This is a genomic window from Parafrankia sp. BMG5.11, assembly GCF_004337455.1.
On the sequence record NZ_SJXI01000060.1, the window covers coordinates 46450 to 71861 of the forward strand.

Sequence of the window (25412 nt, forward strand, 5' to 3'; positions counted from 1 at the left end):
AAACCCAACTGCACCGGGCGACGCCTCCGCGGCCCGCGTGTACCTGACCCGTTCTTCGGCAAGGAGCCGTGTTCGCCATGCCCACGGATAACGACAAGCACCCGACCATGAGCTTGCAGCAGGCGCTGCGCGAGCATCTCGGCCGTGCCCGCGCCGGCGAGGGCCGCCTCTACCCACAGCCTGCGGGAGAGACCAAGTTCGCCTGCGACATGGGCGACAGCCGTTACGGCTGCGCCTGGTGCGACAACATCGAATGGCCCGACGGCAACCCGCTGGACGTCGCCTGATGCCCGCGGGGGACAAGTCGCGGAAGGGCCGGCGCGGCAACAACGAAGGGTCGATCTACCGGTACCGCAACGGCTGGGCAGGCCAGGTCAGCCTTCCGGACGGGCGGCGTCCGATCTTCTACGGCCCGACCCGTGAGCAGGTCCGGGAGAAGATGTCCGACGCGCTGCGGGCCGCGCAGGACGGTACGCCGGTCATCACGACTCAGGTCACCGTCGGCGAGTACCTCGAACAGTGGGTCACGGTGGTGCTCCCGGCCAGGGTCGTCGCGGGGACGCTCGCGGAATCCACGATGGAGTCCTACGCGCTGCTCGCCCGCCTGCACATCGTCCCGGTGCTCGGGCGTCACAAGCTGCGAGACCTGTCCACGGCGCACGTGCGGAAGTGGATGACGGCGAAGCTCACCGAACCGTCCGCGGCCGGCCTCGCGGCGCGCAAGGCCCGGGAAGACGCCCGCGCGGCGAAGGAACGCCAGAAAGCCGAAGAGGCGGCGAAGCGTGCGGCGGACGGTCAGCCGGTGCGTCGTCGGAAGACCTCGGCGAGCAAGCCGGCTCCCACGGTCGAACCGAAGCCGATCAACCCTCTGTCGGCTCGGTCCGTCCGCTACCTGCACGCGATCCTGCGGACGGCGCTCGCGGACGCGATGCGCGAGGAACTGCTCTCCCGGAACGTGGCGGAGCTGGTACAGCCGCCGAAGTCCTCGAAGGCTCCGGCGCGGTCGCTGTCGGACGAAGAGGCCCGGAAGGTGGTCGCGGTGGCGCTCGTCGACCGGCTGGCGGCGCTGTGGCTGGTGATCCTGGCGCTCGGCCTGCGCAAGGGGGAGGCGCTCGCGTTGCGCTGGGACGTCGTCGACCTTGACGCGGGCACGGTCGCGATCGTCCGCAAGCAACGGCGGCGGCGTGCGGACGTCGACCCGGAGACCGGCGTGCAGCGGTGGGAACTCGTCGAGGACGAGGAACTGAAGACCGCGGGCTCGAAGGCGCGGCTGGCGCTGCCGACGATGGTCGTGACCGTGCTTCGGGAGCACCGGCGGCGTCAGGACAAGGCCAGAGCGGAAGCCTACGAGTGGGCCGACCCCGGACTCGTGTTCACCACCGCGACCGGCAGTCGGATCGATCCGCGCAACGTCAACCGGTGGTGGGACAAGGTGTGCGAGCGGGCGGAAATCCCGCACACCCGCGTTCACGACCTGCGGCACACCGCGGCGTCGCTGCTGTTCTCGGCCGGCGTCGATCTGAACGAGATTCGCGCCCTGCTACGGCACACGAGGCTCGCCACCACGGCGGACATCTACGTGGACATCCTCGACGAAGTCCGGCGCTCGACCGCCCGGAGCATGGACGACATCCTCACCAGGCTGCACCGGCCGTCAGCTACGGATGGAAGATAGCTTGGCCGGTCCGGTTGTGGCAGATGACCTCTGAAGCCTTCTCCGTGCTCCGGCACGCTCGCTCCAGGCAGGTCAGGGAATGTTGGTCTCGGAGCGGCTTACGGCCACTCCGAGACCAACATTGTCATCTAACTTGCCGTCTCCCTCCGCGGAGCCGAGGCGCCACGCTCAGGACTTGGGCGAGTTCGGCGACTTCCCGCAACGATTTGACGTCTCCCGTCCTCGCGAAGATTCTCCATGCAAGGATCATGATCGCGAGACGATACAACAACCAGACAGCTGCTGTAATCGCGGGCACAACCAGCAGACTTGCCACAACGTTCTGCTTTCTGTGCGCCTACGAGGTGAGCGTCGGGTTCGGGCCTGGGCTGGCCCGGTCCTTCGCGTGACGGTCACGCGAAGAACTTCACCCCGAGACCCACGCCGTGGATCGGCGTCGGCCAATGAAGGTGGGTCCCCCGTCCTTGCCTGGTCGACTTGTAGTAGGAGCGCTGGTGCCGCAGGCAAGGTTCGGCGTTCGGCATCGCGCAGTCGTGACGTCACTTCAAGATTACACCGGTCAGGATCTGTGGCCAGGCAGTGCGGAACCGAAGCATGGTCGGTGGACCGGAGGGCCGTCTGAGGTGTGTCCATCAGTCTCCGCGAGTACCCGGCGCCAGTAGGCGCTTCAGTCGATCGGCTACGGAGAGTAACGAAAGTGGGTGAGGGGGTGCGGACGAGAAAAACGTGATCGTTTCCAACTGCAGTACGAACTGCAGTACTTGAGCCCCGGAAAGAACAGAGCCCCGCGCCGTGTTATCGGCTGCGGGGCTCTGACCTGCCTCAACCAGCGTGCGCTCGGAGGGACTCGAACCCCCAACCTCTTGATCCGTAGTCAAGTGCTCTATCCGTTGAGCTACGAGCGCCTGCCGGTCACTCTCGCGGCCGGCTTCGCCAGCTTACAGCACCCGGAGGGCAGCCTTCGAACCCCCTCCCCTCCAACCGCGCCCCGGGCCGGGGCGCCCAGGGCACGCTCCGCGCGGGGGCGCGTTTCGCCCGGGATGGCCCGTCAGCGCGCTCGGACGGGGGTCGGCTGCGGTAGGCGGTGCAGCTCGACATCGAGCAGTGTCTGGTCCTCGATCGTCGCTGTCAGATAGGTCGGATGGGGCTGGCGCCGGCGGTCCGTGGGTGAGCCGGGGTTCAGCAGCCGCAGCGGGCGGCCGTCCTGCGGTCGGATCGTCGTCGTGTCCCACGGGATGTGGGAGTGGCCGAAGACGATGACGTCGGCTTCCGGGTAGGTGGCGGCCAGGCGGCGATCCCGGGCGGCGGCGGCCCCGGTCTCGTGGACGATCACGAAGCGCAGGCCTTCCAGCGTCACGCGGGCGATCTCGGGCAGGATGGCGCGGATCTCGGGTCCGTCGTTGTTGCCGAAGCACGCGATGAGGCGCCGTGATCGTTCCGTGAGCTGGCGCAGCAGCTCGGGGCCGACCCAGTCGCCCGCGTGGAGGACGGCGTCGGCTTCGTCGACCGCGGCCCACACCCGCGACGGCAGATCGCGGGCCCGCACCGGGACGTGAGTGTCGGCCAGGACGACGAGGCGCATTGGTCCAGTGTCCGTGATTTTCGGTGTTCTGAGCGTGCGCCCGGGGGTAGCGTGCAGCGGCCGGCCGCCTGGCCGGGCGGCGTCGGGGCGAGCGGGGCGGCCGGGGTGGTCGCGAGCTGATGGGCCGATGCCGAGCCGGTAGGCGGATGTCGACTCGGCGGATGGGGGCCGAGCCGGTGGCCGACGGGAGCGGATGGGCGGCGGTCGACATGGCATGGACCGCCGCGCAGTGGCGGCGACTGCGACGGGCTCGTGTGGCCACCATGGTGGTCTTTTTCTTCCTGGCGCTGTTACTCGCCGCGTGGGCTCCGCGGATCCCACAGGTCAAGGATGCGCTCGCGCTCGGCGACGGTGAGCTCGGGCTCGCGCTGCTCGGCGCGCCGGTCGGTGCGATCGTGACGCTGTGGGGCGCCGGTGTTCTGGTGAGCCGGCTGGGCAGCGTGCCGGTGATCCGGTTCTCGCTGGTCGCGTACGCGACCCTCGGGCTGGTGATCATTACCGCGACCGGCCCGCTGTCGCTGTTCGCCGCGCTCGCGCTGCTGAGCGGTGCGAGCTGTGCCCTGGACCTTTCCGCCAATGCCCAGGCCGCGGCCGTCGAACACCGCTTCGGACGTCGGATCATGATGATGGTCCATGCCGCCTGGACGGCCGGTGCGCTCGTGGGCGCGGGCCTGGGCGCCGCCGCCGCGGCGATCGAGCTGCCGCTGAGCATCCAGTTCTCGGTGCTCGGCGCGCTTACCGTGGCCGGAGCGTTACCTCCCACCGGATGGATGCTTCGCGGGGACGGTAGTCGGGAGTCCGCGTCCACCGGCTTCGTCGTATCCGACGCCGCCGCCGATGAGCTCGATGGCGCCGACGGGGAGGTCGAGACCGGCGACAGCGCGGTCGGAGCCAGGGATGGTGTGGTCGGGGCCGGCGCCGAGACCCACGCGCGGCCGGCCACGTCGATGCTTCCACCGCCCCCGGCAACTGGGCTGTCCCCAGCGTCTGCGGTGCCTGCGCCGCCTCCAGCGCCCGCGGCGAGGCCGGTGACTGCTGTGACTCCGCGGGCGCTGCTGCCCTTCGTCCCGCTCAGCGTGATCGCGTTTGCCAGTTTCCTCGGGGAGGGCGCGGCGGCGGACTGGAGCGCCGTCTATCTGACGGATGTCACCGGGGCGTCGGCCGGCGTCGCCGGGATCGGGTACGTGGCCTTCATGGCCTGCATGCTGGTGGTGCGCCTGGTCGGCGATCGTGCGGTGGAGACCTTCGGGATCCGGCGTGTGGTCCGTCCGCTGGCTCTTACCGCCGCGGTGATGTTCGCCGTCGCACTCGCGTCCGGAGCGACGCGGACGGGAACCGCGCTGGGGATCGTCGGGTTCGCGGTGCTCGGCGCCGGGCTGGCGTGTGTCATCCCGGCGGCCTTCTCCGCCGCGGCCCGCGCCGCGAACCTGGTGGGGCTGCCGGCCGGGGCGGTGATCGCCGTGGTCAGCTCGGTCGGCTACGCGGGATGGCTGACGGGGCCGCCGTTGATCGGAGGCCTGGCCGAACTCGTCGGACTGCGCGGGGCCCTGTGGAGCGTGGTCGCGTTCACCTGCGCGATCGCGCTGTTCGCCGGGACGCTGGCCGGTCCCGCGCGGCCGTCGTGGACCTCCGGGGAACGAGGAACGTCAGCCCCGTCGAGGCGGTCTGTTCCACCGAGACCACAGGGCTCGGCGGACATGTCGTGACCGCGGGTCATCCGGCAGGCGCTGCTCGTCCGGTCGGTCCTGCCCGTCCGGCGGTATGTGCCGAGGCCGATTGGCGGCGGCGGGGGATTCCGGTCAGTGGTGGCGGCGGCGAAAGCCCGGCAGGAGTTGCTGGACGAGCGCGTCCGTCTCCGGTTCCGCCGCGCCGCCGCGCCGGGTCGACTGCGCCGACACGGTCCGGTACAGCTCGCCGGCGACGGCTTCGAGGGTCCGGCGGTCACCCCGGGCGGCCACGGTGCGCAGCAGGTCACGCCACAGCGTTTCCGCGGTCGGCGCGGCGCGCAGGCCGGTCCGGCACGCCGCCATCGCGGTGGCGGTGTCGCCGGCTTCCAGGGTCAGCATGGCGAGGCGGTGCGCGGCGTCGATGACGGCGGAGCGCATCGTGCTCTCGACGGGCGTCGACCGGGCCCACCCGTACCTGCCTTCGGGCAGGCCGGACCACAGCGGCCCGCTGACCAGGTTCAGCGCCGCCCGCAGGTCGGATTCGGGATCGCTCGCGTCGTCGGGCCGCGCCGCACGATGGGTGTAGGCGACGAAGAGCTCCCAGTCGCAGCGGACGTCCGTGCTGAGGACCCAGCGCCCGTCCGAGGTGGGCTGCAACCGGGGCCGCCCGCCGGCGTCGACGCCCAGCCAGGTGCGGGCCGCGATGAGCCCGGCGAGCACGCCGGTGCCTGACCCCCCCGGCGACCGCGGATCGGGGACCGAGCCGAGGGGGAGGTCGAGCAGGTCGCTGACGTCCTCGGGGTACGCGCCGTCGCGGTGCAGCGCGAGGAAGACGACGATCTCGGTGAGCAGGTCGATCTGGTTCCGGTCGGGTCTGCCGGGGGCGTCGACCGACGGGGTTCCGAGCACGTGCACCTCGGCTTCGGTGGCGCCGGCCGGGTCCGGGTCCAGGCGGGGCAGGGTCTCGAGCGGGTCGTTCCCGTGGAGGGGCGCCGGCAGGGCGTCGGCCGCCTGGTGCGAAGCCGCCGGATAGCCCTGCTCTGACGAGTGGGGTTCCGGATACGACGGGTGAGAGCCGGGCGGATACGACTCCTGCGAGGACGGCGCCTGCGGGTACGGCTCGTACGGATGCGGCTGCGGCGAGTTCGGCGCCTGCGGGTACGGCTCGTACGGATGCGGCTGCGGCGAGTTCGGCGCCTGCGGGTACGGCTCGTACGAGTGCGGCTGCGGTGATCTCGGTGCCTGCGAGTGCGGCGACGGTGAGTTCGGATCCTGTGGACGGGACGGCGCCGGATAGGACTCCGCCGGATACGACCCCGGCGGGGCCAGGTATCCCGGGGGCGGCACCGGGGGGTGGAGCTGCGCCTGGTGCGGCTCCTGCGGATACGGCTGCGCCGGGTGCGCCGGCGGCTGGGCTTGATACGGTTCGCGCTCGTTGGGCGGGGGTGGCGGGTAGGGCCGGTCCCATCCGACGTCGCCGACGTCGCCGACGTCGGCGCTGGTGGCGCCGGTGGCGGCTGCCGGGACGCCTGGGTGCTCTTGCCGTTGCTGCGTGGCGGGTTCGTCCCGGTGCGCGGGCTGCGGCTGGTCGGGGCTGTGCTGCTGTGCCTCGTCGTGCCCGTGCGCCGGCCGGACCAGCAGCGTGCGGGGGACTCGCGGCACGTCCGTCGGCTGTATGGCCGGTCGATCGGATTCGATCAGGTAGGGCGGGGGAGCGTCGGACGGCTGGTGCTGCCCCGCGCGGCCCGGCACGTCCGGCGTGGCGGCCTGCGGCCGGGAGCCCGGCGGCGCGTCGACTGGCGGCGGGGCGACTGGTGGCGGAGCGACTGGTGGCGGAGCGACTGGTGGCGGAGCGACTGGTGGGACTGGCGGCGGAGTGACCGTCGGCGGGGGGAGCTGAGGCAGGCTGCTCGGGGGTAGCCCGGACGGCCCGTCGACCGGCATCCGGATGACGGAGGGCCCGGCCTGCGGGACGGGCAGCCAGGGCACGACTCCGGGGATCGAACCCGAGCCCCGGGGCGGACGGGTACCCTCCGGGCCGTCCGGGGCCGGAGGACGGTGCTCCTCGGGGTAGGGCGGCGGGTAGTGGCCCGCCGGCGCGGTCGGCTCCGGTGCGTGTCCGTCGGGCCCGTCCGCCGCGTACTCCGCCGCGTACTCCGCCGAGTAGTCGTCCGCGTAGTCCGCCGGACGGCCGGCTGGACGGTCCGCCGGGTGGAGGGAACCGCCCGCGATCGGGTAGGGCCCGGTTCGGTAAGGGTCATCGTCCGCAGCCCCGGCTGGCGGGTAGCCGCCCGTGGCCTGGCCGCCCGGGCTGCCGTCCCACTCCTCGCTGTCGTACCGGTCCGTGCCGTCGGGCCAGCTCTCGCTGCCGTGCTGGTCCTCGCCGTCGTCCTGGTGTCCGCCGCCGTACCGGTCCTCGCTGTCGTCCCAGGCGTCGCTTCGCTCGGAGGGCCGGCTGGTGGGGACGGGAGCGTCCGCACCCGTGGTCAGCAGGCGCCGGCTGGCCCAGGACGGGCGCGGAGCCTCCGCCGGGCGCGCGCCGGTCGCGATGCGGAACATCGCCAGAACGGCGGAGTACTCCGCCGCGGCGAGGGTCTGGGCGTTGACCTCGACGCCGAGCACCCCGAGGGACATCCGCGCGTCGGGACCGACCGCGAACCGCCAGCGGGCGGCGGGGCTGTCGCCGACCATGAGCACGCCCACCGTCTCGTCGCGCCCACCGGAGAGTCGGGCCAGCCGTTCGGCGTGCTGCGGGGCGGGTGGCCCGGCCAGCACCAGGAGATCCGGCGCCCACAGCGACTGGATGTGGGCGGCCTGCCGCCCGCGCAGCGCGGCGCCCGGTTCGTTGCCCCATCCGGTGTCCCGCGGCCCGCGCGCCTCGAGCTCGTCGAGGACGTCGGAGAGGCTCGAGGACGTCCGAAGCCGCCCTGGCGCGATCGGGCTGGGGTCGTCCGCGAAGCCCACAAGACAGACCCGCAGGTCGTCGGACCACATGTTGGTGGCGAGTTCCACCGCGACGGAGATGGCCACCTCGCTGGCGACGGCCGGGTCGCCGACGAGGCTGATCATCCCGGGTGCGCCCTCGAGGTCGACGAGGATGCGGCAGCCGGTGGCATCCCGGCCGAGGGTGACCAGCGCCGGGTAGGGCGCCGGGACGTCCGCCGACAGGCTGGCGCTCGCGTCGAAGGGCAGCCCGTCGGGTGCCTCGGGGTTGCGTTCGATCCGCCAGGAGCCTGGGTTGTTGCCCTGCTGCCAGGGGGCGGGGGGCGGTTCCGGCACAGCCGGCGCCATGTGCAGGACGAGCGCGGCGTCGGTGAGGATCGCGGCGTACACCGGCGGCAGGGGACGGCCCCGCGAGGTCAGCCCGGCGGACATCAGCCGCAGGGACCGGTCGACGAAACGGGCCGAGGGCAGGTCGGCGGCGAGCCGCAGGGCGTGTTCGACCTCGGCGGAGAACGGGTCCGCGCCGGCGCCGCCCGGCCGGCGCCGGGTCAGCGCGGTGAGCACGCCCGCCGCGAGCAGGGCCGCGCCGGTGATGCCGCGCCCGCTTCCCAGCCGCCCGGGCCCCATCCCGCCGGGCGTGCCCGTCTCGCCGCCCCACGCGGAACGCTCGCCGGAGTTCCCGATACCCGGCCCGTAGGGCGACGGCTCCTGGCCCGCCTCCGGCCCGTCGGACCAGCCGCCCGCACCGCTGCGCAGCGGCCCGGTGGATGCCGGCCCGCCACCGATGTCGTCGCCTCCCGGGGCACCGTCGGTGCCGCCGCGACCGTCCGCGGAGCCCTGGGCGGCGAAGCGGGCGTGGACCTCCTCGACCCAGGAGGCTTCGCGGTGCGGGACCCGCAGGGTCCGTACCTCCTCGCCCTCGGCGTCCGGGGGAAGCATGAGCACCCATCCCGGGGCGATGAGGGAGGGCTTGGTGAGGGTCTGGCCGTCGGGCTGCGCGCGGCCCTCGTTGAGCGCGAAGATCTCGTGGTAACGCAGGCTGTTGCCGAGGAGCCGCCGGGCGATCGCCCACAGCGTGTCGTACTGGCGCCCGTCAGGCGGGCGGACCTCGCAGAACTTGACGTCCATGCCGTCCGGGAAGAGGTCCGCCGGGGCCTCCTCGCCGGCGGTCAGCGCCCGTGGCGCGGCTTCCCGTTCATCCCACCGGTAGCCCCCGGAGCGGTCGGTCGCGGGACCGGAGCCTCCCGAGGCGCCGCCCTGGTCCGACCTGTCGCCGGCGGCCGGACCAGCATTGGTGCCGGTGGCCTGACCTGCGGTGCCGCGGGTGGCCGGAACGGTGTTGGCGCCGGCGGTTCGGCCCGGAACGCCTGACGGGGCACCGGCCGGGACGCCCCGGCCCGCCCCGCCACGCGCCTCGGCCCCGCCACCGCCGGTGCCGGCCGGCAGAAGGCCGCCGGCTGCCGAGCGGGTTCCAGGGCTGGTACCGGGCACCGGCGGCGCGGCCCCGCCCGGCCCGGCGGGGATCGGCTGCTGCCCGGTGAGCCCGCGGGCCAGCCGTGAGATCGCGGCCGGATCCGACCGGCGTAGCGGCCCCGTCGGGGCGGCCCGCTCGGTGCGGGTCGCCCGGTCGGTGCGGGACCCGCGTTCGGCCCGGGCCCCAGCGCTCCCGGCACGGGTAGCCGGCTCGGAACCACCGTGTGGTGTGGCTTCATCACTCCCGGCGGCGCCGGTGTCCGCCGGGCCGTTCGCCGGCCGTGTGGACGGTCGACCGCCTCGGCTGCCGGCGCCCGCGCGGCTGCCGGCGGTCGCCCGTCCACCGGTGCCTGCCCGCCCAGCCGCGCTCGCCTGCGCACCTGTGCTCGTCCGCCCGCCGGGGTTCGTGCGCCCGCCGGTGTTCGTCCGGCTGGTGCCGCCGGCCCGGTAGCCACCGCGTGCCGGGCCGCCGGACCCACCGCGAGCCGGGGCATGGGCGGGGTGCCGCGCGCCCGAGCGGCCCGTCGAGCTGTTCCGGGGCGAGGTGAGCCGCAGTGTGTCGTCGACGAGGCGCCGTGCCAGCGCCTGGCTGCCACCGCCGAACGGGATCCGCGGGGCGAGCCCCGTCTGCCGCCGCTCGGCGCGCCATTCGGCGATGACGCACACCATGAAGTGGATCCAGACCAGCCAGGCGGCCAGGACCATCAGACGCAGCACCTTGCCCGCGCCGAACTCGCCGGTGAACGCGCCCTCGTCGCCGACCGCCGCGGCGACCGGTGTGCCGGTGAGGACGAGCAGGAGAACGGGAACACCCACGCCGAGCCCCAGCAGGAGCGCGGCGCCGGAGCCGCCGCGCCGGCGCTCCCCGTTGCCTGCGGTCGGTCGTGAATTGCCCGCCTGGATCACAATGTGACAGTTCACCACGTCTGGGCTCACTACAGGTCATATTCCGGCCGAGCGGCCGTAGCGTTCACACAAAGGACACGTGGCTTGCTGACTGTAACGAGTCGTCGGAGGTGCCATCGCCTCCGCGCGTCCCTGCGCCCATGGGCGATGCCGGCTGCCTCCGCGCCCGGGCGCCCTCCCGCGCCTCACGTCCCGCACTCCCTTGTCTTGCCTGGGACGTCCGACTTGTCATGGTTCGGGGTGATCGTGCATACCTTTGCCAATTGGGGAGTTTGAAGCACGGGCGTGAGCGTGACGTGTTGGAGTTCCAACACAGATGGCAGTGTTCTGAGGTCACATCCGAGCAGAGGACGACCTGGGTGCAGGGGCATACGAAGGCGCAGCGGTGGAAACCCGATCGCTTCACCATCACGGTGCCGGACAACTGGTTCGCGTTGGACACACAGGCCGCGCGCAGTTCGGTGGCGATCTCCCGGATGGCCGCCGCACGGGTACGAGATCATCCGCGGCTCGCGGGGCAGGGCTCGTCTGTCGCCCGCATCCTTCGCGAGGCCGCCGCGTACGCGGACAGGCGTGGCGCCGTCTACTGCGCGGTCATGATCGAGGAAGTCCGGGGGGCCGGCCTCTCCGCGTGTCTCACGGTGTGCCTGCACTCCGCCCAGGACGATCCTGACCTCCGGCGATCGTCACGGCACGGACGCGACCTCGGCCGTCCGGCGCGTGACCTGCTGCGGCATGGGCGCGTGGTGCCCTACCTGCCGTCCCGGCGCTGGTGGCGGCGGGTCGGATTCGTCGACCTTCCCGCCGCCGGCCGCGCTGTGCGGACCTGCGCGTTCGAGCAGCAGCGACCGATGGACGGCGGGCCGGCGGCCATCCGCCTCGTGATGCGGACGACGGTGCCCATCCCCGGGCTCGACCGGGTCGCCGTGATCTCCTGCGCGAGCCCGAACACCGGCCTGGCTCCGGCGCTGCACGGCCTGTTCGAGGAGGTGACCGCGACCTTCAGGTTCATCCATGACCCGCAGCTGCCCGAACTCGAACTCTGAGGCCGGCCGCGACCACCAGCCCGCCGCCACCGTCCGGCCGTGACGGGAAATCGGAGCAGGCCGAGCGCCGAGGATCACCCGTGCTCGGCCGGATCCTGTCAACGCGCGTAGTACTCGACGACAAGTTGTTCGTCACAGACGACCGGGATCTCCGGCCGGGTCGGCCGCCGGCTGAGCACGGCCACCAGCGCGGTGCGGTCGACGTCGAGGTAGGCGGGCGGTGCCGTCCCCGCCGGCTGGGTCTCCGCGACGATTCGGAACGGCGCCATGGGACGGCTGCGCCCCGCGATCGTGACCACGTCACCTGGCTGGACGCGGTACCCGGGGCGGTCCACCCGGCTGCCGTTCACCTGGACGTGGCGGTGGCTGACGAACTGGCGGGCCTGGTAGATCGTCTTGGCGAAGCCGGCGCGCAGGACCACCGCGTCCAGGCGGGTCTCGAGATCCTCGATCAGCAGGTGGCCTGTTCGGCCGGCCCCCCGGTCGGCCTCGTCGAACGCGCGCCGGAGCTGCTTCTCGCTGATGTGGTACTGGAAGCGCAACCGCTGCTTCTCCCGCAGGCGCTCCTTGTAGGGCGACATGGTCTTGCGGCCGCGGCCGTGCGGGCCGGGCGGGTAGGGCCGGTTCTCGAAGTACCTGGCCGCCTTGTCGGTCAGCGGCAGGCCGATGCTCCGGCTCAGCTTGGCCACGGGCTTGTGGCGCACGGGCCTCCTCCTTTAGGTTAGGTAACCTTAAATAAAGCGAACCTAACCATAGTGGACGCTGGAGGAGTACGTGGTGGACGGCATGATCGATCAGCACGACGCGGGGCACCCATCGATCAGCACGCGCACCGCACCCACCGAGGCGGTGCACGTGCTGGCCGCGCGTGAGCTGGTCCACGATGCCGCCTACGGCAGCCTGGTCATGTGGGGTGGATGGGTCGTGCACGGCCTCCGCTTCGCGACCGTCGCCGCCCCCACTGCAGCCGGCCCTGCTTCCGCCGGTCCCACTGCGACCGGTCCCACTCCGGCCGGCACCGAGGCGACGGGACCCGCCGACGCCGTTCCGACCGGCTCCGAGTCGCTGGATCTGTTCGGAGCCGGTGGCGCGCCCGCCCGCATCGTGCTGCTGGCGCCGGCATCGGTGGGACGTGTCCTGGGGGATCAGGACCAGGCCTGCCGGTTCCAGATGTGCGGACCGGTGCGTTCGGACGGCTGCGACTGGGTGTCCGTCGTCTTCGGCGGATGGGTCGCGCCGGTAGCCGAGCGATCCGTCCCCGACCTGGCGTCGCACCTCGCCGATCGGCATCCGACCGGGGACCTGTTCGAGCTCGGCGGCTCCTGGGTGCTGCTGGACATCGAGCTCGCCGAGGCCACGATCCGGACCCGCGGCGGATGCGTGCAACTGGACACCGACGACGCCGTCAACCTGCTCACGGAGCCCTCGGGCGCCGGTCTCTGACGACCCCGCTCGGCAGCGCCCACCCAGCCAGGGTGGCGCCCGGTGACGACCTCGTCAGCCGGCCGCCTGGATGTCGGTCTGGATCTCGGCGAGGCGGATGCGCAACCGGTCGAGCTGGGTGTGCAGGTCGGTCAGGGTGCGTTCGTACGTCGGCCAGATCGACGTGCGGAACTCGGTGGCGGTGCGACCGTCCCAGTTCTCCGGCTCCAGGAGGACCCGGGCGGTGGCGCGCAGGTTGTCGAAGTGGGCCAGCATCGGGCCGTTGATGATGCCGGCGAGATCGTCGACGGCGGTCGACGCCTGTGGCGTCGCCCGGACGGTGACGCCTGAGGTTGTCGTCATCAGATGCTCCTGGGGCAGAGGGGCGTGTCGGGCTCTTCGGGTCGCGCCTGGGAGTGCTGGTCGGGGCGGTCAGCTACCGGCCAGCGCGGTCCGCTGGTTGATCTCGGTCACGGTGCGGGCGAGGTCGGCGAGGTTCGTCTGCAGCGCGGACAGGGTGTTCTGCACCTCGGGCCAGATCTGCGTGCGGAACAGCTGCGCCTTCGGGCCCTCCCAGTTCGTCGGGTCGGCCAGGGTGTTGCCGCGGGCGACGAGGCTCGCCGTCGTTGTCTGGAGATCCGTGAGCTGCTGGGTCATCTGGCCGGCCGCGTGCTGAGCCGCGGGGGTGGTGACAGTGCGCATGGGTGGTCCGTCCGTCCGGGGTCATGGGGTCGGATGCACAGGCAGTAGGTTGCTGTCCGGGAGATGGTCCTGATGTGCTCCGATCGACAGCGTGATGTTACCTTTGGTGTCGGACTGATGCATCAACTCCGATTTTCTGGGTGCGGTGGCGGTCGCGCCGCTTCTGCTGGTGATGGTTCGACTACCTGGACGGGTGTGATCGTGCCGCGGCGGACCAGGAGCCCCCGCCCGGGCGGCCCCGGCCCGCAGACGGTTCGCGGCAGCCGGACGCCGAGCAGGTCGCCGTCGGCGGGGCCGCCGGGAGAAAGCAGCAGACCACTTCTCGAGCGGCGGGCATCGACCAGAAAGCCGCGGAACTGGCCGGCGAGATCCTCGGTGGTGCCGGCGGCCACCAGCCCGCCGCCGTGTCCTCCGCGCAGGAAGGCGGCGAGCTCGTCGCCGAGTGGCGTGGGCGAGACAAGCTCCGCGTCGTCGACCAGTACGACCGTCTGACCGGGGCCACCGAGCCGCCGGAGGGCCTCCTCCAGCGCCATGCCCTCCACCAGCTGGACCACCGCGGGGCCGATGAGGCCACGCAGCGGAGACAGACGCGGGCAGACGACCGCGAGCCGTGATCCCACGCCGAGCAGGCCGCGCCCGATACTCATCAGCGTCGAGCTGCGCCCCGACCGGGACGGGCCGGCCACGACGAACCCGGGGCCGTCGAAGTCGAGGTCGATGCCGACGGGTGCCAGCTCGTCGCCTCCGACGCCCAGGATGACCGGGACTCGCCGGCCCGGCCCCGCCGTGGCGCCCGGCTCCGGTCCGGTCGGGTGCAGCTCCGCGATCTCTCGCGCGCTGATCCGCGAGGGCAGAACGTCCACCCGGAACGGGCGCGGAACCGGCGGGCGCGGGGCCCGACCTGGCCCGGGGCCTGCGTGCGGTCGCGGGAACGGGCTGGCGGAGGAAACCGGGGCACCCTTCGCGACGGCGCTCGGCTCCCGGCGGCCGCCGGGAGCCGCCATCCGGCGCAGCATGCCCGCCTGCGCGGACCCGGCGGGGTCGTTGGTCAACAGGGCGACCTGCAGCTCGACGGGGCCGGCGGCGTCGCGCCACACGGGTGCCACGCGGCCGGCCGGCCCTCCGATCAGAAAGCCGCGACCGGGTGGCAGGGCGTCGGGGATCCGGGACGCCGCCAGGCCCGCCAGGCCGTAGTCGGTGCGTTCCGCCATCCGCAGCACCAGCCGTTGCTCCATGGTGGACGGCAGCCGGCCGGTGAGACCGCGGCGGTCGGTCGTGACCAGGATCCGCAGGCCGACAGCGGGGCCGTCCCGCGCGAGCGCCAGCAGGCGGTCGACCGCCGCCGCCCCGTCGAAGCTCTCGAAGGAGGCCAGGAATCCCTCGTACCCGTCGAGCAGAAGGACCAGGTAAGGCAGCCGCCCTGGCCGTGCGCCGCCCGCACCGCCCGGGCGGTGCGGGCGGAACTCCTCGTCCTCCGCGCGGCGGTAGGTCTCGTCCGCCGCACGGGGCGAGGTCTCGTCCCCCGTGCGGTGGCGCTGGATGGTGCGAGCCCCGGCGGCGAGCCTGGCTTCGGCCAGATCGGCGAAGCCGCCGGCAGCGAGAACCTCCTGCCGCCAGGTGACCTCGTCCGCCAGCCGGGCGAGCAGGCGGTGGACCCGTTCGGTCTCGCCGACGCCGACGACGGCTCCGGTGTGGGGGAGAGCGGTCAGCGGCGCGAGGCTGTTGTTCCCGCAGTCCAGCCCGTACACGTGGACGTCGGCGGGGGACACCGCCCTGGCGAGCGATCCGGCGAAGGTCCGCAGCACCGTGGAACGGCCGGAACGCGGGGACCCGAGGATCATCAGGTGGGACCCGTGCTCGAGGTCGATCGCGAAGACGGGCTGGGCCTGGGCCAGGCACAGGTCGGCGAGTGCGAGCGGGACGGGAGGCAGCCCTGGCCCACCCGGGCCCGAGCCCGGCGAGCCGTCCGTGGGGAGATCGTCGATCGTGATCCGGACGGGCAGCGGGGGCAGCCACGGCCGCCGCGGCCCCGGGACACGGCAGATCCGGGACGCCTCCCGCAGCGCCCGGGCCAGCGCGCGCAGATCCGTCGGTTCCTCGCTGTCGCGCTCCGCGATCTCGGCCTCGTGGCCAGGCCCCGCCGCGATGCTCTCGGCGCGGGCGACGGTGTCCGCGAGATCGGCCGGTGGCGGCCAGGGCGACTCGATCACGATCGGCGCCGCGGCCGGTGCCTCGGCGCGGCGCGGGGACCCACCGATCCGGCCGGTCTGAAAGGTCAGCGGGGAGCCCTGGCCGACCCGCACGATGGCCTGGCCCGGCGACGACCCGGGGATGAGCGCGGCGTCCGGCAGGCCCAGCACGTCGATGCTCTCCGCCTGGTCGGTGACCCGCAGCGCCACCCGCAGGTTGGTGTTGGCCATGATCTCCGGCGAGACGACGCCCGCCGGCCGCTGGGTGGCGAGCACCAGGTGGATCCCCAGCGACCGGCCCCGCCCGGCGAGCCCGACGAGCCCGGAGACGAACTCCGGCAGCTCGCGGACGAGGGCGGCGAACTCGTCGATGACCACGACGAGGCGCGGCAGCGGTTGCCGCGCCGGGTGGGAGGGCCGCGGCGCCCGGCTGTAGTCGTCGATGTCCTTGCACCCGGCATCGGCGAGCAGCGCCTCGCGGCGGCGCAGCTCGGCGGCGAGGGAGTCGAGGGCACGCCGCACCAGGTGCGGATCGAGGTCGGTCACCAGACCGACGGTGTGCGGGAGGTGGGCGCAGTCGCCGAACGCGCTGCCACCCTTGTAGTCGACGAGGACGAAGGTCATCTCATCCGGCCGGTTGCGGACGGCCAGCGAGGCCACCAGCGACTGCAGGAACTCCGATTTGCCGGATCCGGTCGTGCCGGCGACCAGGGCGTGCGGCCCGTCGCGGCTCAGGTCGAGGCTGACCGGCCCGGCGGGGCACACCCCGATGGGGACCGGCCCCGGGGCCCTCTCCGTGATCCAGCGCGGGGCGAGCGCACGGGCGGTCGGCGGGTCGAGGTCGAGCAGCTCCAGCAGTCTGGTCTCCGCGCGTGCGGAGGCCGGTCCGCGTTCGCGCGGGCCGGGGTCGCGAACCGGTGCCAGCGCGCGTGCCAGCTGTTCGCACCAGGCCGCGGCCGCGGGACCGGAGATCTCCGCGCCCAGGCCGGCGCTCGTGCCCGGGCCGCCCGTCGGCTCGCCGGCAGGGTGCGGATCGCCGCTCCCGGCGGGCTCGCCGGCGACCAGGTCGGGGCAGACATGGTCGACGCCCTCGGCCCCCTGCCGCCGGACCCGAATCCCGCCCGGCACCTGTTCGACGACCGTGTGGCATTCGGGCGGCAACAGCCGCGGATCACGTTCGAGGCACACGACGTAGACGCCGACGAGGGGCCCGGAGCGCAGCACCGGGATCAGTGCGGCCCGCATCGACGCCGCGCCCTCGACGACGACCAGCACCGCGGGATCGCGCGGCACCTGCGCGGCACCGCCGCCTCCGGCGCGGGCCAGCCGGGCGTCGATCATGCTGGCGAGCTCGTCGACGCGCCGCGCCCGGCCTGGCCCGTCCGCCCCGACGAGGATCGCTCCCGGAGGCCCGTCGGGCTGGCGGCAGTGCGGCAGCCACCGCGCCCACTCCCAGCTCGCCGGGGACGCGGTCCCGACGACGAGGTGGACGGCGAGATCCCGTGGGCTGTGGTGCACCGCGGCCTGCGCCGTCAACCAGGACCCGACCACCCCGGCGAAGTCCCCCGCCCCGACCACCCCGAGGACCCCGGTCTCGGACAGCGGCACCGTCACCGGGACGTCCCGCAGCTGCCACCGGGTCTGTCGGCGGTGATCCGGCGCGGCGGGGTCGTCGAGGACGACGCCGCCCGGCAGGTCGCCCGTGCCGACGCGCAGGTGGAGGAAGTCAGGGTCTTCGGGACGGCGCTCCCAGAGACCACGCCGCGGGCCCAGCGCGCGGAGCAGTGTCGCCGCCGGGTCCGGATGGGCGCGGCGGAGGGCAGCGGCCTCGCGGTCGAGCGCGGCGGTGGCGTCCCGGTCGATCTCGGCCCGGATCCGCTGGTACTCCGCCAGTTCACGCCGGTGCTCCCGCGCTGCCTGGCGCCGGGCCGCCAGGTAGGAGCCGACCAGGGAGAGCGGCGCCAGCGCCGCGAAAAGAAGCAGGTAGTAGGCGTGGAGGAGTACCGCCATCCCGGTCGCGGCCGCGGCGGGGAGGAGCGTTGCCAACACCGGGGGCGGTGCGGGCCGCGGCGGAACCGGCGGCGTGGGGAGGCGGTACCGGGAACCGCCCGGGGCACGCAGCATCCGCGGCTCGCGGCTGATCTCCAGGTACGGCCCGGCCGGAGCCGGCTGGAGCAGGGCGTCCGGCTCGTCGGGCACCGTCAGCAGCAGCCGCGCCCCGCCGACGCGCAGGGTGACCCGCGGCCCGGCACCGCCGCGTTCACCGGCCGGGAAGGAGACGGGGCCGTCGCGGCGGCACCCGTCGATCCACACCGTCGCCCCCGCACGGGGGGTGATCGTGCAGGAGCCGTCGACGTCGACCCGCAGGGACAACGCGCGCCGCGGCGTGGAATGGCCGCGCAGCACGACGCCGCCGGCAGGGTCCGACCCCAGGCTGTATTCGCCGGCCAGGAGCCGGTGCACCATGCCGGCGCCGGGACCACCGGTGACCCGGAGCTCGACAAGCCCCACCGGCTCGTTGCGCCCGGCTCCGAGCGGCGCTCCGAGCAGCGCGCCGAGGGGTGCTCCGAGCGGCGCGCCGAGCCTGAGAACGGAGCCGTCGCGCAGGGGCGAGGCGTCCAGCCGCAGGCCGGGGTCGACCTCCGCGCCATCGACGTGGATCGCCGCCGGGGGCTCGCGGGCGCCCTGCACCGCTCCGGGCGATCGCCCCCGCCCCCGACCTCCCGGCCGCCGCTCGGATCCGTGCGCGTGCTCCGCCAGCGCGGCCGCGATCGCGCCCAGCGGCGTTGCCCCGTCGGCGCGGAGCAGTACCGTCCGCCTGGTGGCCCGCCGACTGTCGGCAGGCACCAGGCAGGCGCGGGCAGGCGCCCGAGGGGACGTGTCCGCGACGCCCGCGACATCGATGGTGATCCACATGGCGGGCACGATACAAGTCGAAGTCGACAGTGTGCTCTCTGTAACTTCTTACGAAGAGTCGCCTGATTTCGAGCGATTCTGGCGGCGGCTGCGGCCGCGACGGGTCTCGCGGGCCCGGGAGCGCGCCTTCACGATCTCCTCGCCGGCCATCCTCACCAGCGCATCGCCGTCCAGCGGCCGGTGAACCGGGGCCGGTGGGGTGCCGAGGCCCGCGGCGTGGTCGGCGCCGAGCGGCGCGACCTCGCCATGGCCCGATCGGAGCCCCCCACCGAACGCGATCCCGACGCTGGCCGTGACCCGGACCCGGTGGTCGTCCACGACCAGTGGGTCGACGAGGCAGGAGGTCAGCCGGTCGGCCAGTGCCACCGCCGCGTGGCCGGTCACCTCGGTCGTCACGACGACGAACTCGTCCCCGCCCCAGCGGCCCAGCACCGCGCCGGGCCCGAGCACCTCGGCGAACCGGAGCGCGACCGCGCGCAGCGTCCCGTCGCCGACCGTGTAGCCGAACCGCTGGTTGACGCGCCCGAAGGCGTCGAGATCGAGGAAAAGGACCGCAACTCCGGTGTCCTCGGCCGTGCCCCCGGTGCCCTCGGCCTCCACCCCCGCGGCCCCGGCCCCGGGAAGGGTCGCTTCGGCTTCATTTCCCTCGACCCCCGCGGTGCGGTCGGCCGTCGGCGGCTCCGCCGGGTCTGGCCGACCGGTCCGAACGGGTACCGTCCACGCCTCGAAACCGGCGACGCCCGCCCGTTCGGATGACGTTCGCCGGCCGCTGTTCCTGGTTACCCCGGGGGGTGCCATCTGGCCGGAACCGACGGTCGGCGGCGCGGCCAGCGCCTCGGCGATCAGATCACGGAGAGCCGAGCGGTTCGGGAGCCCCGTGACCGGGTCGTGAGTCGCCCGGTGGCGCAGCACGGCCTCCCGGTCATGGCGATCGGTGACGTCGTCCACCACGACGACCAGCCCGTCGCCGCGGCTGAGCGCCCTGATCCGGACGTCCAGCCAGCGCTCGCCGCGCGGGGTGGCCAGCGGGATCTCGACGCGGACCTGGTCGCGGCGGTTGTCCAGCATCCGGCGGGTCAGCCCGGCCAGTGTCCGCAGCGGTTCCGTGCTCCGCCCGGCTGCCTCGCAGGCGGCCAGCCAGCTCGCCCCGGGGCGGACGGGGACGACCGCCAGCCCGGCCGCGGCGCTGCGCCGCCACGCGTCGTTGAGACGCACCACCATTCCATCTGGTCCCAGTACGGCGATGCGTGACGGTAACGAGTCGAGGACCGCGGCGGCCACGTCGTCGGTGATCACCGATTCTGATTCCCCTCTCGGGACGTCGAAGCCGCGGCTGCGCCAGGTTCTCCATTTCCTCCGGCAGCCCGCGCGGGATCACCGCCGACGGCCCGACCGATATCCGTGATCCTTGACGCCGGACTGTCGCCCCGTCCGGAAAAGGGTCTGGTGGAGTGCGACCGATGCTTTTTGGTAGTGTTCCGGGCGTCGAATTCTTGTGTCGGACTGTAAAGAAGTCGACGAATATCCCCAGCTATCCGGGTCTGCCCGGCATCTGGAACCGCGCGGCATCCTGGGCTGCCCGGCATCTGGAGCAGCCCAGGTATCGCGCACTGGAAGTCCCGGGCCGCAAACCTCTCAGCTGGCGGAACGGGTGTGAGGTCAGCGCCGCCCGCCGTCGCCGGCGAACTGCTCGGGGACCCATTCAGGCGCCCGCTTCTCCATGAACGCGCGCATGCCCTCACGTGGCTCGGGCGACTGCTGCATCGCCCAGAACATGGTCTGGTAGTCGATGAGCCCATAGCGCTCGTTCAGCATGCGCTTGACATGCATGCGGGCCGCCGGGGCGGTCTGCAGAATCTCCCCGGCGGCCTGGACGGCGGCCTCGCGGAGCTGGTCGTGCGGCACGACCCGGCTGATCACACCCAGCCGCTGGGCCTCGGCGGCGTCGAAGCGGCGCGCCGACAACAGCAGGTCACGGGCCACCGCGATGCCGACGTGGGCGGGCAGGACGGCCGCATAGGTGGCGTCGGGGATCCCCCGCAGCAGCTCGGGGACCCGGAACGTCGCCTGGTCGCTGGCGACCGCGATGTCCGCCATCATGGCGATCAGCAGGCCACCGGCCTGGCAGATGCCGTTGACGGCGGCCACCACCGGCGCCCGGCTGTCCCGGATGGTGAGGAACGGCAGGACGTCCTCGCCGCGCAGGTCGGGCGGCAGGTTGTCGCCGGGCTCGGACCTGCTGCCGAGGTCGCCGCCGGGGGCGAACACGTCACCGGTGCCGGTGATGATCAGTGCGGCCAGGTCGGGCGAGGTGTTGACCAGCTGTACGGCCCGCTTGATGCCGAAGTACATCGCCGGTGTCAGGGCGTTCCGGGCGGCCGGCCGGTCGATCACACACCAGCCGATGGCTCCGTCGCGCTCGAAACGCAGGCCCGCCGCTCCCAGGTCATCGGTCATGCTGCTCCTCCCTCGTGCCGCCGCTCGCGATGATGGCATGCCAGGGCGTCGCCCGGCGGTGCGATCACACGGCGGCGGCGATCCGGCGCCACTGTTCGCGGGGAAGGACCCGCGCGTCTTCGGTGAGCACCTGGAGGGCGACGTGGTCGGCGCCGGCGGCGCGGTGCTCGTTGACCCTGCGCATGATCGCCTCCTCGTCGCCCCAGGCCACCACCGCGTCGAACAGCCGGTCGCTGACGGACGCCAGATCCTCGGCCGAGAAGCCCAGTCGGAGCAGGTTGTTCGCGTAGTTCGGGTGCGTGAGGTATCTGCGCAGCCAGTCGGCCCCGATCGAGCGGGCCTCTTCCCTCGTCCCGCAGAGGATCACTGTCTGTTCCGGCAGCACGAGCGGGTCGGCGCCGAGCACCTCACGGGCGCGGCGGGTGTGCTCCGGGGTGACCAGGTACGGGTGGATGCCGCGGGCCCGGTTCGCGGCGAGCGCGAGCATCTTCGGGCCGAGCGCGGCCAGCACCCGACCGGTCGACGGCACGGATGGCCGCGCGGCGTCGAGCGCGTCGAGGAAGCCACCCATCGCGGCCAGTGGCCGCTGGTAGCGGCCTGGTTCGCCGGCGTCGACCACGTCGGCGTGACTGACCCCGATGCCCAGCAGGAACCGGTCGCCGTGCTCCGCGGTGAGCGACGCGGTCCGGGCCGCGGTCTGCTCCGGGCTGTGCATCCACAGGTTGAGCACGCCGGTCGCGATGACGGTGCGCCGGGTCGCCGCGAGCAGCCGTCCGGCGGTGTCGAAGGCCGGGCCGCCGGCGTCGGGGAACCAGAGCGCGGCGAATCCCAGGTCGTCGAGCTCCGCGGCGGCGTCGGCCGCCTCGGCCGCCTCGGCCGGATCCCCGAACCGCAGGTGCAGGCTCCAGATCCCGACCCCGCTGAGCTCCATGTCGTCCTTTCGCCGCCGTTCCGCTGGCTTTGGGCACTCTACGCCCGATGCGGCACTGGGTGCCAGCATCGATATCGGAGGGCATCTGTGGCGCTGGGTCCGGCGCGGCTGCGGCTGCGGCTGGCGTAGGGGCGCGATCCGTCCGCGCCGGAGCCGTCCCGCGAACGGATCCAGCCGGCCGCGACAAAGACACAGGTCAAGGCCTACCACGCAGCCGTGCCGCCAGGGACCGCCGCTGAGCGGGAGCGGCATGGCTATCGAGCCGAAGCGGCTGCGGAGCCGACGAAAAATAGGTGAAGATATAACCCGTGGTGACTGACCCGGCGAGTGGCCATCTCGGCCGCCGCCTCGACCGCGTCCCACGACCGCGCGTGCGCCGAGGTGCGGCGCCGGTGACCGGGCCGGCAGACGGGCCCGGTAGGCGAGGTCGGTAGCCAGGTCGTCGGACAGACGCCGCTCCAGCCGCACATTCCCAACCATGATCTTGCCGGATTTCGTTGATCATGAACATCGATGAAGGGGTCGAAGATGATTCACCGCGCGCGATTACTCGTCACCGCTCTCGTCTGCTGTACGGGTCTGCTGCTGGGGGCCTGCGGGGGAGGAGGTGGCGATACCGGTACGTCCGCGTCGGGGGCCACGGGTGAGCCTGTGGCGGGTGGCGAAGCGCGGATCCTGCTGCTGAGCGAGCCGCGCACGATGGACCCGGCGGTCATCGGCAACGTCTACGCCAGCGGAGCCCTCATCGGGAACGCCCTGTACGGAACACTGATGACCGACGACGAGGCGGGTGAGATCCACTACTCGATGGCCGAGTCGTTCGAGTCCGCCGACAACGGCAAGACGTTCGAGCTGAAGCTGCGGCCGGGGCTGGTGTTCTCGGACGGTACCCCGCTGAATGCGGATGCCGTGAAGTTCAACTGGGACCGGACCAAGGAACCGGCCACCGGCTCCGCCAGCCGGGCGGATGCGGCGATGATCGCCTCGTCCGAGGTGGTTGACGACGTCACGCTGCGGGTCACCCTGGTCACCCCCGTTCCGAAGTACTCCGAGGCCATCGTCACCTCGACGCTGAACTGGATCGCCTCGCCGGCGGCCCTGCGGAAGGGCGGGCCGGCCTTCGACAAGAACCCGATCGGCGCCGGGCCGTTCACCCTGCAGAACTGGGCCCGCCAGGACAACATGCGGCTGGTCAAGAACCCCCGCTACTGGGACGCGCCCAGGCCGTACCTCGACTCCCTCGTCCTGCGCCCGGCACAGGACAGCAACCAGCGCTACAACACGCTGCTCACCGGTGGTGCCGACCTGGCGGTCGACTCGAGCTGGATCAACCTCGGCAAGGCCGACGAGGCGGGGCTGCCGGTCGACTTCCTGCCGGCCAGCGGCGGTATCGTCGCCGCGCTGAACACGCGCCGGGCGCCGTTCGACGACGTGCGCGCACGTCAGGCGGTCGCGAAGGCGCTGGACATGGACGCGCTGAACCTCGCCGTCTGGAACGGCAGCGCGCGGATGGCCACCACGCTGTTCACCGACTCATCACCGTTCTACTCGCCCACGCCGTTGCAGAAGACGGACAAGGCGACCGCCCAGAAGCTCTTCGACGAGCTCGCCGCCGAGGGCAAGCCGGTCTCCTTCTCGTTCACCACCACTCCGGCGTCGGAGAACCGGAAGATGGCCGAGAACATCCAGGCCCAGCTGAGCGCGTTCAAGAACGTCAAGTTCCAGGTCCGGGTCATAGAGGTCGCCGAGTTCTCGGCGCTGCGCACGTCGCACGACTACGACGCGGTCCTCACGTCCTCGATGTTCCTGGACCCCGACCCCCGCCTGCCGACGACCCTCCTCGGGGGCTCGCCGGCGAACCTGTCCATGCTCGACGATCCTCAGCTGAACGAGAGCCTGCTGGCGGGACGGACCGCGACCACCGTGGAGGAGCGGAAGAAGGCCTATGACCGCGTGCAGGCCCGGCTGACGGAGGTGGTCCCGATGATCTTCTTCGCGCGCGGGCCGCTCGGCGCCATCTCGGCCAGGAACGTCGGCGGTGTCACGCAGTACGGCCTCGGATCGCTGCTGCCGGAGAAGCTGTGGATCCAGTCATGACGGCCTGACAACGGCACAACGTACACCGCCTGACGGCCGTCACCTGGCGCGCGTCGATCATCGTCGGCGCGCGCCAGGGCGGCCTCGGGCAGCGGTGCCGGGTGGACGTCGTCCTCGCCGGGCACGGGCTCCACCCGGTCACCCACGCGCAGGGTGCCGCCGCGCACGATTATCTCCGGGTCGTCGGGCGCGACTTCGGGCGTACCTTCCAATCCCGGCTCGAGGACTATCCGAACCGGGGAGTCGCCGAGCGTTATCTGTTCGGCAGGGCAACGCTCCCACTTGAGGGACGACCGGGATTCGCGGCGGATCTGCGGGCCTACGAGCGGGGCCCCTCCGCCGCTGCGGCGCACGAACCGGCGGCATCCTGGGCGGTCTGGTACCGGCGGCAAGTGCGGATGCCCGCCCCGATGCTCGGTGTGCTGTACCTGGCGTGCGGTCAGAAGAGGGTCAGGGGCTCGGCTGGTATCGGCTGCGGCAGGGGATCGAGCCCGGGCACGCGGGCCCGGACCTCGTCGTGGAAACGGCGGGCGAGCAGCGGAGCGTCGACGTTGTCCGGGGTGTGGATGAAGACGGTGGGTGATCGTCCCTCGCGCAGCCACGTGACGGTGGTGTCGACCCAGTGCCGCCAGCCCTCGACCGTCCGGGCGGAGTCGTCGCGGCCGAGGTAGCGGACGATCGGCTGGTCGGTCAGCGCGAGTGACCGGAGCGGCATCCGGGGCTTCTTCGCCCAGGCGTCCCGTTCGGCGTCGCTCGTCGGCGGGCTCCGGAAGAACTCGGTGGTGTCGAACGGAATCCATTCGGCGCCCACGGTGGCGAGTGCGTCCTCGAGCAGGCGCGCCGCGCGCGGGTCGGCGAAGAAGGCCGGATGGCGGACCTCCACCGCGTACCGGTGGGACGTGTCGAGCCGGCGCAGAAAGCGGGCGAGCAGCGACACGTCGGCCGGGCCGAACGCCCCCGGCAGCTGAATCCAGAGGGCGTGCGCCCGCGGGCCGAGCGGCTCCATCGCGTTCAGGAACGAGCGAAGCACCTCGTCGACGTCGGTGAGGTGGCGTTCGTGCGTGATGACCTTCGGCAGCTTGACCACGAACCGGAAGCCGGGGTCGGTCTGCCGCGCCCACGTGGCCACGGTCTCCCGGGCCGGGGTCGCATAGAACGTGGTGTTCCCCTCGACCGCGTTACACCAGGCGGCGTAGTGCCGCAGGCGCTCGTGGGCCGGCAGCGGATGGGCCAGCAGGCGCCCCTGCCAGGACTTGTGACTCCACATCGCGCACCCCACGTGCAGATGCATGTCTCGTGCCCTCCGTCGCTGGATCGCGCCGGCCCGCGCCGGCCGGCTGAAGGTCGGTGAAACCGGGGTGTAGGGGCGGTGATACCGCCGCTGTCTACTGAAGATTAACGTGTGA

At 72.9% G+C, this 25412-nt stretch carries 16 protein-coding genes, 1 tRNA gene and 1 riboswitch; of the genes, 6 read left to right on the top strand and 11 right to left on the bottom strand.

The window, feature by feature from the left end:
• Window positions 1-77: 77 nt before the first annotated feature.
• Both E0504_RS34805 and E0504_RS34810 read left to right on the top strand, forming a co-directional pair.
• Complete coding sequence (locus E0504_RS34805) at window positions 78-287, top strand: hypothetical protein (RefSeq protein WP_112109247.1); 210 nt, start codon at window positions 78-80, stop codon at window positions 285-287.
• Window positions 287-1675, top strand: a complete 1389-nt coding sequence (locus E0504_RS34810; protein ID WP_131626649.1) for a site-specific integrase — start codon at window positions 287-289, stop codon at window positions 1673-1675. The genes E0504_RS34805 and E0504_RS34810 overlap by 1 nt, the downstream gene beginning before the upstream one ends.
• Before the next feature lie 320 nt (window positions 1676-1995).
• Window positions 1996-2201, bottom strand: a riboswitch (cyclic di-AMP (ydaO/yuaA leader).
• Window positions 2202-2507: 306 nt separating this feature from the next.
• Here E0504_RS34810 and E0504_RS34815 read toward each other — a convergent pair.
• Window positions 2508-2580: transfer RNA gene (locus tag E0504_RS34815), tRNA-Arg, on the bottom strand.
• Between the two features lie 143 nt (window positions 2581-2723).
• Entirely contained in the window at window positions 2724-3257 is a 534-nt protein-coding gene (locus E0504_RS34820) for a metallophosphoesterase (RefSeq protein ID WP_112109242.1), read from the bottom strand.
• A 146-nt stretch (window positions 3258-3403) separates the two neighbouring features.
• On the opposite strand from E0504_RS34820, the gene E0504_RS34825 reads away from it, so the two are divergent.
• Window positions 3404-4963, top strand: a complete 1560-nt coding sequence (locus tag E0504_RS34825; protein WP_112109243.1) for an MFS transporter — start codon at window positions 3404-3406, stop codon at window positions 4961-4963.
• Window positions 4964-5056: 93 nt separating this feature from the next.
• On the opposite strand, the gene E0504_RS53625 is transcribed toward E0504_RS34825, so the two are convergent.
• A complete protein-coding gene (locus E0504_RS53625; RefSeq protein WP_131626650.1) occupies window positions 5057-10276 on the bottom strand; it encodes a BTAD domain-containing putative transcriptional regulator in 5220 nt (1739 codons plus the stop codon).
• A 329-nt stretch (window positions 10277-10605) separates the two neighbouring features.
• Between E0504_RS53625 and E0504_RS34835 the strand changes: the two genes are divergently transcribed.
• Window positions 10606-11292 carry a hypothetical protein gene (locus E0504_RS34835; protein WP_112104953.1) on the top strand — a complete coding sequence of 229 codons (687 nt, stop codon included), beginning with the start codon at window positions 10606-10608 and terminating at the stop codon, window positions 11290-11292.
• Between the two features lie 98 nt (window positions 11293-11390).
• Here the strand turns inward: E0504_RS34835 and rpsD are convergent, their stop codons facing one another.
• A complete protein-coding gene (gene rpsD / locus E0504_RS34840; RefSeq protein WP_112104952.1) occupies window positions 11391-11996 on the bottom strand; it encodes a 30S ribosomal protein S4 in 606 nt (201 codons plus the stop codon).
• A gap of 82 nt (window positions 11997-12078) precedes the next feature.
• On the opposite strand from rpsD, the gene E0504_RS34845 reads away from it, so the two are divergent.
• Window positions 12079-12735: a hypothetical protein gene (locus E0504_RS34845; RefSeq protein ID WP_235013657.1), complete on the top strand. Its 657-nt coding sequence runs from the start codon at window positions 12079-12081 to the stop codon at window positions 12733-12735.
• A gap of 54 nt (window positions 12736-12789) precedes the next feature.
• Here the strand turns inward: E0504_RS34845 and E0504_RS34850 are convergent, their stop codons facing one another.
• The 6 genes from E0504_RS34850 to E0504_RS34875 form a co-directional block, all read right to left on the bottom strand.
• A complete protein-coding gene (locus E0504_RS34850) occupies window positions 12790-13077 on the bottom strand; it encodes a hypothetical protein (protein ID WP_071062308.1) in 288 nt (95 codons plus the stop codon).
• A 69-nt stretch (window positions 13078-13146) separates the two neighbouring features.
• A complete protein-coding gene (locus E0504_RS34855; RefSeq protein WP_112104950.1) occupies window positions 13147-13416 on the bottom strand; it encodes a pyrophosphorylase in 270 nt (89 codons plus the stop codon).
• Window positions 13417-13538: 122 nt separating this feature from the next.
• A complete protein-coding gene (locus E0504_RS34860) occupies window positions 13539-18521 on the bottom strand; it encodes an FtsK/SpoIIIE domain-containing protein (protein ID WP_131626651.1) in 4983 nt (1660 codons plus the stop codon).
• Window positions 18522-18569: 48 nt separating this feature from the next.
• On the bottom strand, window positions 18570-19817 hold the full coding sequence (locus E0504_RS34865; RefSeq protein WP_131626652.1) for a GGDEF domain-containing protein: 1248 nt from the start codon (window positions 19815-19817) through the stop codon (window positions 18570-18572).
• A gap of 363 nt (window positions 19818-20180) precedes the next feature.
• Window positions 20181-20978: an enoyl-CoA hydratase/isomerase family protein gene (locus tag E0504_RS34870; protein WP_020463678.1), complete on the bottom strand. Its 798-nt coding sequence runs from the start codon at window positions 20976-20978 to the stop codon at window positions 20181-20183.
• 64 nt (window positions 20979-21042) lie between these two features.
• Window positions 21043-21909, bottom strand: coding sequence for an LLM class F420-dependent oxidoreductase (locus tag E0504_RS34875; protein ID WP_131626653.1), 867 nt, complete (start codon window positions 21907-21909; stop codon window positions 21043-21045).
• Between the two features lie 528 nt (window positions 21910-22437).
• Between E0504_RS34875 and E0504_RS34880 the strand changes: the two genes are divergently transcribed.
• Window positions 22438-24006: an ABC transporter substrate-binding protein gene (locus tag E0504_RS34880; RefSeq protein ID WP_112108725.1), complete on the top strand. Its 1569-nt coding sequence runs from the start codon at window positions 22438-22440 to the stop codon at window positions 24004-24006.
• A gap of 439 nt (window positions 24007-24445) precedes the next feature.
• Here the strand turns inward: E0504_RS34880 and E0504_RS34890 are convergent, their stop codons facing one another.
• Complete coding sequence (locus tag E0504_RS34890; RefSeq protein WP_112108718.1) at window positions 24446-25297, bottom strand: DUF72 domain-containing protein; 852 nt, start codon at window positions 25295-25297, stop codon at window positions 24446-24448.
• Window positions 25298-25412 lie beyond the last annotated feature (115 nt).